The organism is Phyllobacterium sp. NPDC097923 (genome assembly GCF_044760925.1).
GTDB classification, from domain to species: Bacteria; Pseudomonadota; Alphaproteobacteria; order Rhizobiales; family Rhizobiaceae; genus Phyllobacterium; species Phyllobacterium calauticae.
In genome coordinates, this window is the sequence record NZ_JBIWBL010000006.1 from 60,506 (window position 1) to 73,066 (window position 12,561).

General features: G+C 55.8%; 10 protein-coding genes. 2 read left to right on the plus strand and 8 right to left on the minus strand.

All coding sequences use genetic code 11. The annotated features are described in order from the left end of the window. Positions 1–8 precede the first annotated feature (8 nt). Complete coding sequence (locus ACIQWS_RS22145) at positions 9–1,253, minus strand: glycosyltransferase family 4 protein (protein WP_403184362.1); 1,245 nt, start codon at positions 1,251–1,253, stop codon at positions 9–11. Further along, entirely contained in the window at positions 1,253–2,509 is a 1,257-nt protein-coding gene (locus ACIQWS_RS22150; protein WP_403184364.1) for a glycosyltransferase family 4 protein, read from the minus strand. Before ACIQWS_RS22150 ends, ACIQWS_RS22145 begins: the two co-directional genes overlap by 1 nt. Before the next feature lie 374 nt (positions 2,510–2,883). Here ACIQWS_RS22150 and gmd point away from each other — a divergent pair, with 374 nt between their 5' ends. Together gmd and ACIQWS_RS22160 are read left to right on the plus strand one after the other, a co-directional pair. Continuing rightward, a complete protein-coding gene (gene gmd / locus ACIQWS_RS22155; protein WP_403184367.1) occupies positions 2,884–3,954 on the plus strand; it encodes a GDP-mannose 4,6-dehydratase in 1,071 nt (356 codons plus the stop codon). After that, positions 3,938–4,930, plus strand: coding sequence for a GDP-L-fucose synthase family protein (locus ACIQWS_RS22160; protein ID WP_403184370.1), 993 nt, complete (start codon positions 3,938–3,940; stop codon positions 4,928–4,930). Before gmd ends, ACIQWS_RS22160 begins: the two co-directional genes overlap by 17 nt. 60 nt (positions 4,931–4,990) lie before the next feature. On the opposite strand, the gene ACIQWS_RS22165 is transcribed toward ACIQWS_RS22160, so the two are convergent. From ACIQWS_RS22165 to ACIQWS_RS22190, 6 genes are all read right to left on the minus strand, one after another. Further along, on the minus strand, positions 4,991–6,190 hold the full coding sequence (locus ACIQWS_RS22165) for a polysaccharide biosynthesis/export family protein (protein ID WP_403184571.1): 1,200 nt from the start codon (positions 6,188–6,190) through the stop codon (positions 4,991–4,993). A 95-nt stretch (positions 6,191–6,285) separates the two neighbouring features. Beyond that, the gene (locus tag ACIQWS_RS22170; RefSeq protein ID WP_403184372.1) at positions 6,286–8,400 is read right to left on the minus strand and encodes a GumC family protein; all 2,115 of its coding nucleotides are present in this window, start codon (positions 8,398–8,400) and stop codon (positions 6,286–6,288) included. Between the two features lie 135 nt (positions 8,401–8,535). After that, positions 8,536–9,327 carry a LuxR C-terminal-related transcriptional regulator gene (locus ACIQWS_RS22175; RefSeq protein ID WP_403184374.1) on the minus strand — a complete coding sequence of 264 codons (792 nt, stop codon included), beginning with the start codon at positions 9,325–9,327 and terminating at the stop codon, positions 8,536–8,538. Between the two features lie 409 nt (positions 9,328–9,736). Further along, positions 9,737–10,405: a PIG-L deacetylase family protein gene (locus ACIQWS_RS22180; protein ID WP_403184376.1), complete on the minus strand. Its 669-nt coding sequence runs from the start codon at positions 10,403–10,405 to the stop codon at positions 9,737–9,739. Next, positions 10,402–11,214 carry a glucose-1-phosphate cytidylyltransferase gene (locus ACIQWS_RS22185; RefSeq protein ID WP_403184378.1) on the minus strand — a complete coding sequence of 271 codons (813 nt, stop codon included), beginning with the start codon at positions 11,212–11,214 and terminating at the stop codon, positions 10,402–10,404. Before ACIQWS_RS22185 ends, ACIQWS_RS22180 begins: the two co-directional genes overlap by 4 nt. Beyond that, the gene (locus tag ACIQWS_RS22190) at positions 11,211–12,506 is read right to left on the minus strand and encodes a methyltransferase domain-containing protein (RefSeq protein WP_403184380.1); all 1,296 of its coding nucleotides are present in this window, start codon (positions 12,504–12,506) and stop codon (positions 11,211–11,213) included. The genes ACIQWS_RS22185 and ACIQWS_RS22190 overlap by 4 nt, the downstream gene beginning before the upstream one ends. Positions 12,507–12,561 lie beyond the last annotated feature (55 nt).

A 12,561-nucleotide genomic window follows, 5' to 3' on the forward strand; every position in this document is an offset into this window, starting at 1 on the left:
TTCCATACCTATCGTTCCACCGCGAATTGTTTTTGAAGACGGGGAGCCAGAACGTCCATAAGCCGCTGGCCGTAGCGCTCGACGGTGAATTCGGAAGCCCGCTCCTTTGCCTGGCTCGACATCCGGGCACGCAACGCCGGGTTTTTTGCAAGCCGCAGGAGTGCGTCTGCGATCGCCCTGCTATCACGAATAGGAACGATGAAGCCGTCTATTCCATCCCTGACGACGCTTCCGGCGTTCTCGGTACAAATGACCGGCAAACCTGCGGCGAGCGCTTCGTAGATCGCAGTGGCGGAGCCTTCACATATCGAGGGGAGAAGAAAGACGTCCGCCCATTGATATTCCTTTATCATCTCCGACCGAGGTATGATGCCGCGCAGTTCCACTACGGCAGCCAGCTTCTGCCGGATGTCAGCCGACAGTATCGTTGGCCCGGCCATGCGGAACTGTGCGGATGGTCCAACCAGCCTTGCCGCCTCGGCCACATAGGGCGAGCCCTTGCGCAACCCCACCTCGCCGACGGTCAGCACACGCAGGGGACCATCCGTTCGAATGGTCTTGCGGTCTTCGAATTCAGAGTCGATGCCATAGGGTACGACGACGCATCGATCAGAGGGTCCGCCGGAAGCGACGACGTTGCGGCGTACAAATTCGGACGGACAGATGATGATGTCCGCAAGCGCCCATTCGGCCTTCTCACGTGCGGCGAAGGTTTGCGCATAGCGGTTCACTTCATATTTCCCTGCCCAGTCGGGAAAACTGCGTTGTTCCTGTTGAACAAGTTCTTCAACGACCTGGCGCGGCGCGATCATCTGTTCCACGGCCGTCCACATGCCCTGTGCTTTGGCCGCCTGCATTTGCTCGAGAGCATCGCCGCTGAAAGCGTAGAGGCCGGCTGCTCCATGAAATCCGCTGGATGCCACCAGTTGTGAGAAATGGGTGCCAGCCCAAACGGCATGCTTTGTCTGTTCAATCACATTTGTAACTCGGAGCCGGCGGATTGCCGAGATGACGCCGAATGCGGGAAAGGTAGAGGTCAGGTCTGGCGCCACACCTTTGGGCACGCGGCCGATCAAGCGCTTGAGGGATGGCAGGAGCATTGATCGGGGCACGGTGTTGATCACGCGGGGCCAGCTATCGGTCGCGCAGATGTCCGTGTAAAAATGCGCAAGCCGGCCTTGCGAGGCGAGTATGCGGGGGACGGCATAATGCATTCGCGCGCCCAACTGACTGACGACAACTGTTCCACCCATCATGCTGACCTAAAAATGGTGGACCTCAACGGATCCGTACCCGGTTGCTGAAACGCAGACATGACGTCGGACCATGACTGCACTGCGTTGTCCCGCGAATAGACCGTTTCCAGCAGGTCCCGGGCGTTGCACCCCATCTGGGTGCATTGCTGGGGGGAGTTTTTCAGCTGGACGATCAGGCCCGCAAGCTTTTGACTTTCGCCGATTTCAACGGCCTCTCCGCACCGGGTTGACGCAATCACGTTTGCCACTTCCCCATCGGGCGCTCCAACGAAGAGCGTGGGGCGGCCAGCTGCCAGAATGCCGTAAAACTTGCTCGGGACAATGCAATGCTCAAGCCTGGGAATGAGCGAGACAATGTGGGCGTCGGCGGCACTCAGGCTTTCCGAAATATTTTCCGGTGGCTGCAATGGCTTGAACAGGATGTTCTTCAACTGACGCTTCTGCGCAATTTCCTCGATATGTGCCCGCTGCTGCCCGCCCCCGACCAGGAGAAACTGTATATCGCTGTCGTCTTTCAACAGGGCTGCCGCTTCAATCAGGGTGGTAAAGTCATGTGCCCGCCCAAAGTTGCCGGAATAACCAACGACGAATTTATCCTGCAGTCCCCAGTGCCGTCTCAGGCCATTGTCTGATCGCGGAATCGGATAGATTTCGCTGCCATCCGACCAATGGTGCATGACACGAATCCGATCGCCCGGAATGCCACTGCCTTGCAAATAGGACGCCATCATTTCGGTCGGGCAGACAATCATGGTCGACTTGCGCATAGACCAGTTGCGCAGCATTTTGCTGATCTTCCCCGGAATGCCTTTACTCGAAAGCATCTCCAGTTCCATGGCGACTTCGGGGAAAAGATCCATGACCCAGTTTATTATCCGGGCGTTGCGCCACAAGGCCGGCAGGGCGGTCGTCACCGACAGCAAGGGCGGATCGGTGCAAACGACAAACAAGTCGCCGGAGCGAAGATACCTCAGGCACCATATGAAAACCGATATGTGGAATGTCAGATAATCAACGATCCTTCCTGCCAGATGATGGCGTCCGAACCGGGTGGCCCAAAGCCGTTTCACTGCAACGCCGGCAATCATCTCTTCCGCCGGAAGAACGACACCCGAATGGTCGTGAAGTGTGCGGCTTGCAATTGCCGTGACGTCGAAGCCGTGGTGCGCAAGCGCGGACGCCAGGCTGGATACCATGCGGCTTGTGGCCGATTGATCGGGCAGGAAATAGCGGTTTGCGAAAACGATTCTCATTCCGGATCCTTCCTATGCCCGGGCCGTTTGTATGGCCGCAGGCAAAGCTAGGAATGAAGTTTCGCAGGTGGCGGCGCGCGCAAGCAAGATCAACAAACGCACTACAGGCGGTCCTGGCGGGGCTTAAGCCCCTACGCCTTCTGGAGAGGGTGAGGCGGACAGACGTGCATGCCGTCTTGCCATTATCGGCCGTCACATGGCGGAATCGCCGTTTTCGATCAGCATTCCTATCCCTATTCCCGAAGTGTCTATTCGATGTCGCCACCTATACTTGGCTTCCATCCATTGCCGATGGGCGGGCTTCTTCATGATGGAATTCGGCACGGCAATGCGTTTGTCACCACACTTCAAGGACACACGGACGGGAATTGCGAATGACTGAGAAAACGGCATTGATCATTGGGGTTACGGGACAGGATGGAGCCTATCTCAGCGAGTTTCTCCTAAAAAAGGGCTACATCGTGCATGGACTGAAGCGTCGATCGTCGTCGTTCAATACGGCCCGTATCGACCATCTCTATCAGGATCCGCATGATGACGATGTCCGGTTTCATCTGCATTTCGGTGATTTGACGGACGCCACCAACCTTTGCCGTGTGGTCCAGGAAATCCAGCCTGACGAGATTTACAATCTTGGAGCGCAAAGCCATGTGCAGGTCAGCTTCGAAACGCCGGAATACACGGCCAATGCGGACGCGATGGGTACTTTGCGCCTGCTGGAGGCGATGCGCATCATGAAGATCGAAAAGACCTGCCGTTTTTATCAGGCCTCGACATCGGAGCTCTTCGGCAAAAGCATTGAGGCGCCTCAGCATGAAGGCACGCCGTTTCATCCCCGCAGCCCCTATGCGGTGGCCAAGCTCTATGCCTACTGGATAACGGTCAATTATCGGGAAGCCTATGGCTTTCACGCCTCAAATGGCATCCTGTTCAACCACGAAAGCCCGATCCGTGGCGAGACGTTCGTGACCAGGAAAATCACGCGTGCAGTCGCCGCGATTGAGCGTGGATTGCAGGACAAGCTTCGCCTGGGAAACCTCGAAGCCAAGCGCGATTGGGGCCATGCACGCGATTATGTCGATGGGATGTGGCGTATTCTCCAGCAGGATGATCCCGACGATTATGTGCTGGCAACGGGTGAAACCCATACGGTGCGCGAATTCGTCGAACGAGCGTTTTCAACCGTCGGAAAATCCATTGAATGGAGCGGTACCGGCGTCGATGAAATCGGCTACGACCGCAAGAGCGGCAAGGAGATCATCGAGATCGATCCACGCTATTTCAGGCCGGCGGAAGTTGACCTGCTGTTGGGGAACCCGGAAAAGGCCCGCATCAAGCTGGGCTGGAGCCACACCACCGCTTTTGAAGATCTCGTATCGGAAATGGTTGAATCGGATATGCGGACGATCATGCGGGAAGAAAGCCGCAATGACTTCTATGGTTGAGGTGTCCCGGCACAATTTCGCGCTTCGGGGCAAGCGGGTCTGGGTTGCCGGACACACCGGCATGGTAGGCTCCGCTCTGGTGCGGCGGTTGAGACGGGAAGAATGCCGCCTCATCACGATCGATCACGCCGAGCTCGATTTGACACGTCAGCGCGAGACAGAGGAATGGATGGCGGTGGCGCGACCGGACGTCATTTTCATCGCTGCGGCGCGCGTGGGCGGAATCCTGGCGAACGCCCACCATCCCGCAGATTTCCTCTACGAGAATACCATGATCGCCATGAATATCATGCATGCAGCGCACCGGCTTGATGTGGAGAAACTCCTATGGCTTGGGTCAAGCTGCATTTATCCGAAATATGCTGACCAGCCCATGGAAGAGCAGGCATTGCTGACAGGAAGCCTTGAGCCGACGAATGAGGCCTATGCGATTGCCAAGATCGCGGGGCTGAAACTGGCGGAGGCTTATGCGCGTCAATACGGACAATGCTTCATTACAGCCATGCCAACCAATCTCTACGGGCAGAATGATAATTTCGATTTGCAGCAGGCCCATGTTCTGCCGGCGTTGATACGCAAAATGCATGAGGCCAAAGCGATGGGCAGCCCCAGGGCCGTCGTATGGGGCACGGGAAGTCCCAGGCGCGAATTTCTCCACGTGGACGATCTTGCGGATGCCTGTGTCTTTCTGATGAAAAACTATGCCTCGGCCAGCCACATCAATATCGGTTCCGGTGCGGAGATTTCCATCCATGACCTTGCGCTCCTGGTTGCCAGGATCGTGGGCTATCGGGGTTCCGTGGATTTCGATACGTCGAAGCCGGACGGAGCGCCGCGAAAGCTGCTGGATTCGTCGCAGATGGAGGCTATGGGATGGCATCCCCGCATCGAGCTGGAGGCCGGTATTCGCGATCTCTACAGCCGCTGGCAGGCGTCGTTGGCGCCGTCGAACGGGTTCGCACAGACGGGATCCTGATGAACCCGGGGCGTTGGAATACGCCCTGGCGGAAGGCCTCTGACTACAAGACACCCACAGTCAGTTGACGGCCTTGGGTACGATCGTCTTGGGTGTGGCCGCGTTGGGCAGTTCAAGTTGCGCACGCAGAATATCGCCGGCCCTGATCTCGTCATGTTCCGACAAGGCCGTTTCCTGATAGTTTCCGTCCACAACCCGAACCACCGTGAAGGTGAGCTTGACAGTTTCCTCACGCGACGACACGCGCTGGGCCGCGGCACCGATTTCACCCATGGTTTGTGCGATGAATGCCATTTTCTTGCGCAATCTCAGGATATCGAGATCAATGTCCCGCAAGTCTTTGGCCGCATCATTGGAGCGTGAATCGTGCAGGGCGAGCAGGCGCTGCTGGATCGCATTCTCGTTCTGCTTTGCGCGTGCCAGGAACGAGCCGAATTCGAGCGCATCACGGCGCATCGCCGAAAGCTGGCGTTGGGTATCGCGCAATGTTGATTGCGCCGTAAGGCCTTTGTCCACGAGACTCTGGGACGCCTTCACATTTTGCTCGAGAAGCGAAATTTCCTCGTTGCGCAACTTTGTGCTTTCTTCCAGCGTGGTGATTTCTTCGGCATAGTTCTGTTTCTGAGCCTCAAGTGCGGTTGCTTCGCTTTGCAGGGCGGAAAGACGAAGATCGAAAAGCTTTCGCTCGGAATCGACGATCCGTTGCCGCTCGGCCTTGTCATCGATCGCATCGAGGCTCGCCGTCAGATCATAGTCAAACTGCTTTCCATTCAATTCGGCTTCGAGACGCACGCGCTTCACATCCTGTGCAAAGAGTTGCAGCGATGTGTCGGTATATTCCTGCCGTGCCGCAACGAGCTGGATGCCGGCGGTGTCGAGCTTGTCGGCGGCTTGCCGCAAACCTCCGCTCAACGCAAACAATTCCAGGGCAATCATGCCCGGCCGATATTCATATTTTCCGGGTTTCTGCACATCCCCGATGACAAAAACGGGTGCGTATTCCTTCACGGCAACAGAAACGGAAAGACCAGGTATATGCTGCAGAAGCGATTGTGTGATGGTTTGCCCGATTTCGGTGATCGTATGATTGGCAACGGCTATGTTGCCAAGAATGGGATAGGCAATTGTTCCGTCGACGCTGACAGGAAAGATACCTGTCAATCCGGCATCTCCATAGACCGTTATGAGCAGAACATCTCCCGAAGCGATCTTGTACGGTTCCTGATTTGCTTGAGCAGGAGCAGTCGCCAGGGAAAACAAGAGCGTTGACGATACGGTTCCCGCTATCAGGAGATTGCTTATCCGCGATAGCAGAGATGCCGGGCTTTTCCTTCTTCCTTTGAGCATTTTCGCCCTCATACCTTGGCCGCTGAAGAGCGGAGTTTCTTGTGGCTGGCGATTTCCAGCACGAAGCGCTTCGCTGTGGCGGGTGCCGGCGGCTGGTGATCGGGGGGCGAGGCATCCTTTATGCTTGGATCGCTGTTGATGACGATGCCGCTCAGTCTTCGCCCGTCGGAACTGAGCACCTTCACGGCGTTGAGAATGTCGTCCATGTTGGCCCGTTCGCATTGTGCGACAAGGATTGTGGTATCGGCCAGCGAGGCCACACGGATTGCGTCTGCCCCCAGGCTAACCGCTGGAGTATCGATGAGCACGACGTCATATTGATGCTTCAGGGCATTGATCACCTTGGCAAATTGCTCGTGTCCCAGCAGGAATTCAGCTGGAACGGAACAGGGTTGCGTTGCCACAAAGTCGATCGATGAGAATACATCGTGCTGAATCACGGCCTCCAGCGTGTGCCTGCCTCTGATCACATCCTCCAGATAAGGCCCAAACTGATCGCCGAATTCCTGCCCAACCATGGGGGCGGTGAAATTGGCGTCGATGATGATGGCACGAACACCTGTCGCGGCCAATGACCGGGCCAGGCCGGCGATGATGAGCGTTTTGCCCTCCTGGGTCCCGGCTGATGTGACAGCGATGGCACGGGCCATTTTTTGTGGCGAAGACAGAAGGAGGTGGGCCTGCAAATCCGCAATCGCGCGTGCAAAGCCGTAGCGCCCTTCGCTGACTATCAGCGCCGCATTTTTGCGCTCGCCGCTGGACAATTTGGGGATCCGGCCAATGATGGGGGTTCGGGTGGCATTCTCAAGCGCTTGCGCCGACCGGATTGACTTGTCCCTTATTTCAAGAAGGAAGGACAAGCATATGCCCAGGAATGTGCCGCCAATGATACCAAGCGCCATCCACGTTGAAAGGTGGGGGCTTGCTCTTGACCGTGCCGGTACGGCACGCGAGATCATGCGGGCTTCAGCCGTTGCTATGCCGTCCTGCTCAATGGTCTGTTTGTATCTGGTCAGGTAGCTCTCGTAGATTGCGCGGTTTGCGCTCGCCTCGCGGTCAAGTTGGTCAGCATGCACCAGTGCCTGGTTCGCGGCGGACATGCCTTCCTGCATTTCCCGAAGATTTGCTTCCACTGCCGCCTGCTGGCGATGCGTGACGTTGATCTCGTTCCTCAAACTGTCGATGACCTGCTGTACTTCGCCGGCAATCTGGCTCTTCAACGAGGCAAGCTGCGAGTTCAACTGAGGTAGCTGCACACTTTGTATGGCGCCGCTCTGGCTGATTTCCTGGAGCGACCGCTCCACGCGCGACTGCTCGGCACGCAACTGCTGTATGGCGGGAGAGCCGAGAATTTCAGACAATGCAACGCCGGCTTTGTTGTTCGACGCATCGATTGCCGTGGAAAGGCGCGCCTCTGCGCCCGCGAGCTTCGCCCGCAAATTGGCAAGTTCCGTATTGAGGGCAGCGATCTGCTGCGATTGGAGGGTCATGCCATTGGCTTTGACAAGGCCCGATTTTTCGCGGAAGTCCGCGGCTGCCCGCTCCGATTGTTCAAGTGTCGCGCGCAGGCTGACAAGTTTTCCGCCAAGCCAGTCGCTCACACGCCGGGTTGCGGATGTTTGCAGATCGACCTGATAGTCGAGGTAGGCTTCGCCAAAGGCATTGGCCACCGCAGCGGAGTATTGGGGGTTGTCGGCCCTGTAACTGATGTAAATGGTGTATGACCTGCCGTCATTCACGACGCTGACATTGGAGAGCAATTTGTCAATGCGGCTGCGATTGCGGTCCTCGTCCGATTGCGCCGGCAAAGCGCTTATCGGATCGGGACCAGCTGTATTTGCGGGCGGTTGCTGATCGGCGGGATTGATGCGTCCATCGGCGTCAAAGTTCAGGCTATCGAGCCGGGTCAGCACTTTCCCGGCCATCATGCGTGAGCTGATGATATCGAGCTCAGTGCGCAGCACCGGGCTCTCCTGTGGCAAAGGCGAGACAACAGACTCGGTTGGCAGGGCCTGCAACTTGCGAACGTCCAGAGCAAGGATTGCCTCGGACACGTATTGGGCCGGCGTCGTCATATAGGCGGCAGTGGTCAGCAAGAGGCATGCCGACAAAGCTGCAAGCATTGTCTTCCGCCGCTTGAGAACAACTGAAACAAGGCGATGGATTGCCGGCCCTGATGCGTGAGGAATGCTATCGGAGAAGATCATTGCGTGAGTTCCTGCAAAATCGGATGGCGAACGGCTGGGGTCCAGCCGGCGTCAAAACCTGGTTTCGTGTGGAATCATGTCGCCGATCTTGTAGGCCACCTCTGTCCGGTTGGTTGCACCCAGCTTCTTCATGATGTTGCGGATGTGAACCTTCACTGTGCTCTCGCACAGGTTCAGCTCATAGGCGATAATCTTGTTGGCCTTGCCCCGGCGCAGCCCCTCGGCGACTGCCGATTGCCGTGCCGTAAACGAGGTCGTTATGTGCCGGAATTCATCGCTGCGGCCACCCATCAGTTTCCTGAGGGACAGAACGCAGCTTGCAGGAACGAATTTCCCGCCGGCGATTGCCAGTTCGATAGCCTGCATGCAGATCTCAATTCCAACGGTTGTCGGAATATAACCTTGCACACCCAGTTCGAGGGCCTTGAGAATGGTTGTCAGATCATCATTGTCCGCAACCATGACGACAGCCACCCTCTGGAACGATTCGACCAGTTCGCATATTTCTGCGGAGAGATCGCCGTCGCTCAGATTGCGGTTTCCCGTGTTGACGAGTACGGCACGCAGCCCAGCAGGATTGTTAATGGAAGCTTGCCATTCTTGCAGCGAGCCGCAGGTTTTGACCTTCAAACCCATGTGATGGGCGGCTAAAGCCTGGGCCAGACACTCCCTCTCAAGGGCACGGCGGTCAATGATAAGCAAATAGTCGTTGGTAGAATACTTTTGGAATTTGTTTTCGTTCGCACTTATTGTGTAAGATGAGTTATCCGTGATTTCTATAATTTTATGAATATCCTCATCTACCAGTTCGTCTAGAGTATGGTTGCCATGCATGTTTTCCATAATTTATCCCCAAGTTTGATGCTTTGTTGCATGTTTGTTTGTCATGAACGGATTGTTCCGCTCAATTGCACTTCTTTTGGCAATATCAATTTACGCCTTCCATGGAGGAAAGTCTTTAATCCCACGCGTAGTCCTTTGGATGGGAAGCAAGAAGGCAATTATGAAATGACTAATCCATTAGTATAATTAAAATAGAGGGGTAAACCGGTCAAAATAGAACGGGTGTATTACTGGCTTTATCGCGGGATTTAGACCTGCGTTCTAGACCGCGTAGACGTTGTAAAACGATGGTTCCGAATCGGGGCGAACGACGTTTGCTCGGTTTCGCTTGAGTCGATGTGTACGGCGGTCGGAAGTAGGTCACCGCATCGCCGGATAATTCGGCTGCAACCAGGCAAGGCGGTTTGCCCTATTGACCGGTGCCCATGCTGATCATGAGTTTCCGGGCGGTGAAAGCTTCTGCAAATCTGCCCGGTGCCCGGCATTCAATGCCTCTGAGGCGCGCAAGACCGCGGAATGTATCCGCATCGAACCAGTCCTTGGACCGCTGCGTTCCGAAGTGTTTCAGAAGGAGTTCCGTTTTGCGCTGCATGATCTCTTCGGTCAGGGGAACGTAGACATTGCGTTCGGTCAGGTCCCCGTCCCATTTGGGAATCTCATATTCCAGCACCAGATGGTCCCGGAATACGTTTGTGGTGAGCTGATTGATCGCGCGATGATCCTGATGTGCATCATGGCGTGCGTGGGTGAAAATAATGTCAGGCGAGACGCGGTCGCGCAATGCATTGAGCCAGGTCTTCAACTCGCGCGTTTGACTTGGAAAGTAACTGTCTTCGAACTCGGCGATCTCTACATGCGTTGATGATGCGCCGGCAAGAAACGCATCGGCTGATGCGCGCGCTTCCATAGCCCGGTCACCCGGGCTGCTCATCACGCACCAGTGAACATCAAGCAAGGCGCCGCCCGAGATCATGTGCAGGATTGTGCCTCCCGCACCAATCTCGATGTCGTCGGAATGGGCGCCGAGGCATAATACCGACAGCCGTTGCCCGTGGTAGGCAAAGGGCAATGACCTCATAAAACTTTGACCTTCGACGCCCTGGAATTACTGCGGGCGGGTGCGTGGGTCATCCACGGCATTTCGCCTCTTTCCACCATCTCCTGCAGTGCCTGCCAGTCGCGAAGCGTATCCATGGAGCGCCAGAAACCCTCATGCTTGTAAGCCATGAGCATGTTATCCTTGATAAGCCTGCTGAAGGGCTCCAGCACCAGCTCTTCGGACTCGCGCATGTAATCAAATATTTCACTGCGCATGAGAAAGTATCCGCCATTGATCCAGATGTCCGAACGGTCGGAGGATCGAAACTCGCAAACGCGGCCGTCATCGGCAATATCCGCAAGATGGTAGGTAAGGGGCGGGCGCACGGCAAGAAAGCAGGCGATCTTGCCGCTCGCCTCGAACTTTTCGATCATATCGTCAAGATCGACATTGGTCAGCCCATCGCTGTAATTGGCGAGAAACACGCGTTCGCCGCGCAACTGATCGCGCACCGCCCAAAGACGCTCGCCGATGTTACGCCATATACCGGTATCAATCAGGGATATGCGCCAGTCCTTCTGGGATTCACCCAAAACTTCGACAGTCCCGTCGCCGCTGACGACGCAATCGGCAAAGGTCTGCGGCCTGCTGTTGAGAAAGAAATCCTTGATGACATTCGCCTTGTAACCCAGGCAAAGAATAAAGTCCTCGTGTCCATAGTCGGCATAATACTGCATCACGTGGCGCAATATGGGTTGGGAACCGAGTGGGATCATGGGTTTGGGTACATTTTCCGAGTACTCGCGAATACGGGTACCCATACCGCCGCAGAACAGAACCACTTTCATAGCTCGTCACCTCTCGGATCAACAATGTCGACACCCGGAATGGGTACGACGAATTTGGCACCCCATTCGCGAACATGATGCATTTGCTTCACGATTTCGTCCTTGAGGTTCCAGGGAAGAATGAGGATGTAGTCCGGCTTGAGCCGGTCAATCGCCTCCACAGGCTCAATCGGGATATGCATCCCGGGCGTATAACGGCCATGCTTGTAAGGGTTGCGGTCCACGGTGAAATCAAGGAAGTCAGGCCCGATGCCGCAATAGTTCAGCAGGGTGTTGCCCTTGCCGGGCGCGCCATATCCGCAAATCGTCTTGCCTTCAGTTTTGGCCGCTATGAGAAATGTCAGGAGATCGCGCTTGACCTTGCGGGCGCGGCTGGCGAAGGCGGTGTAAGTGGCAAGCTGATCAAGATGCGCGTTTATCTCATCCTGTCTGATGCGGGCGACGCTTTCCCGCACGAGCCACGTACTGGCGGCGTGGGTAAGGTACACCCGCAGCGATCCGCCATGGGTCGATAACTCTTCCACATCGATGATTTTGAGGTGATGCCGTTTCGCCAGATGTTCGATGGCGAGCAACGAGAAATAGGAGAAATGCTCGTGATAGATCGTGTCGAACTGGCCTTGCGATATCAATTTCTCAAGGTGCGGAAATTCGAGGGTTATAACGCCTTGCGGTTTCAACAACGCAACCATGCCAGCAACGAAATCATTGAGATCAGGCACCTGCGCTAAAACATTGTTCCCAACGATAAGGTCAGCCTGAAGGCCTTCCGTGACCAGCTGCTGGGCATAGGAATCTCCAAAGAATTCCACGCGCGTGGATACGCCTTTTTCGATCGCAACCTTGGCGACATTTGCCGCCGGTTCTATGCCGAGCGCCGGAATTTTCATTGGGATGAAATGCTGTAGGAGATATCCGTCATTGCTGGCGAGCTCGACAACAAGGCTTTGCGTATCGAGCTGCAAACGCCTTGCTATCTGATGGCAGTAGGTTTTCGCATGCTCGACCCAACTGGTCGAATAGGAGGAGAAATAAGCATATTCCTCGAAGATGGCCTGCGGCGTGACATATTCGTTCAGCTGCACAAGCAGGCATTCCTCGCAAACGAAGGTGTGCAACGGATAATAGGGTTCCATATCATCCAGCCGGTCGCGGGCAACGAAACTCTCGCACGGCGGCGACATACCCAGATCAACGAATGTATGTCTGAGCGGCGCGCTGCAAAGGCGGCAGAAATGGGTTCTGCTGCTTGATTGGTTCGCCAGGGAAAACGTGTTCGCCAGTAGATTCATACCTTCGCTCCCGATGAATTGTCGGTGTCCTGGATGCGGGGGATGATTGTTTCCC

Excerpts from the sequence above, each read along its gene's own strand:
- ACIQWS_RS22145 (WP_403184362.1), bottom strand. The coding sequence starts at position 1,253 with ATGGGTGGAACAGTTGTCGTCAGTCAGTTGGGCGCGCGAATGCATTAT.
- ACIQWS_RS22150 (WP_403184364.1), bottom strand. The coding sequence starts at position 2,509 with ATGAGAATCGTTTTCGCAAACCGCTATTTCCTGCCCGATCAATCGGCC.
- gmd (WP_403184367.1), top strand. The coding sequence starts at position 2,884 with ATGACTGAGAAAACGGCATTGATCATTGGGGTTACGGGACAGGATGGA.
- ACIQWS_RS22160 (WP_403184370.1), top strand. The coding sequence starts at position 3,938 with ATGACTTCTATGGTTGAGGTGTCCCGGCACAATTTCGCGCTTCGGGGC.
- ACIQWS_RS22170 (WP_403184372.1), bottom strand. The coding sequence starts at position 8,400 with ATGCTTGCAGCTTTGTCGGCATGCCTCTTGCTGACCACTGCCGCCTAT.
- ACIQWS_RS22175 (WP_403184374.1), bottom strand. The coding sequence starts at position 9,327 with ATGGAAAACATGCATGGCAACCATACTCTAGACGAACTGGTAGATGAG.
- ACIQWS_RS22180 (WP_403184376.1), bottom strand. The coding sequence starts at position 10,405 with ATGAGGTCATTGCCCTTTGCCTACCACGGGCAACGGCTGTCGGTATTA.
- ACIQWS_RS22185 (WP_403184378.1), bottom strand. The coding sequence starts at position 11,214 with ATGAAAGTGGTTCTGTTCTGCGGCGGTATGGGTACCCGTATTCGCGAG.
- ACIQWS_RS22190 (WP_403184380.1), bottom strand. The coding sequence starts at position 12,506 with ATGAATCTACTGGCGAACACGTTTTCCCTGGCGAACCAATCAAGCAGC.